The 237-nt window shown below is 64.6% G+C and carries 1 protein-coding gene; it reads right to left on the bottom strand.

All coding sequences use genetic code 11. The features are described from left to right. On the bottom strand, positions 1-237 hold a 237-nt coding region (locus IH25_RS38325), incomplete at both ends, for an Hsp70 family protein (protein ID WP_037656573.1).

Raw genomic sequence — 237 nt, 5'->3', positions numbered from 1 at the left:
ACGTGCATGATGCCGTTGGCGTCGATGTCGAAGGAGACCTCGATCTGCGGGACGCCGCGCGGCGCCGGCGGCAGACCGGTCAGCTCGAACATGCCGAGCTTCTTGTTGTACGCCGCGATCTCGCGCTCGCCCTGGTAGACCTGGATCTGCACCGACGGCTGGTTGTCCTCGGCCGTGGTGAAGATCTCCGAGCGCTTGGTCGGGATCGTGGTGTTGCGCTCGATCAGCTTGGTCATG

Source organism: Streptomyces achromogenes subsp. achromogenes, assembly GCF_000720835.1.
Lineage (GTDB): Bacteria > Actinomycetota > Actinomycetes > Streptomycetales > Streptomycetaceae > Streptomyces > Streptomyces achromogenes.
The sequence above is the reverse complement of the archived record's forward strand: the minus strand, read 5'-3'. Positions and strand labels throughout refer to the sequence as shown.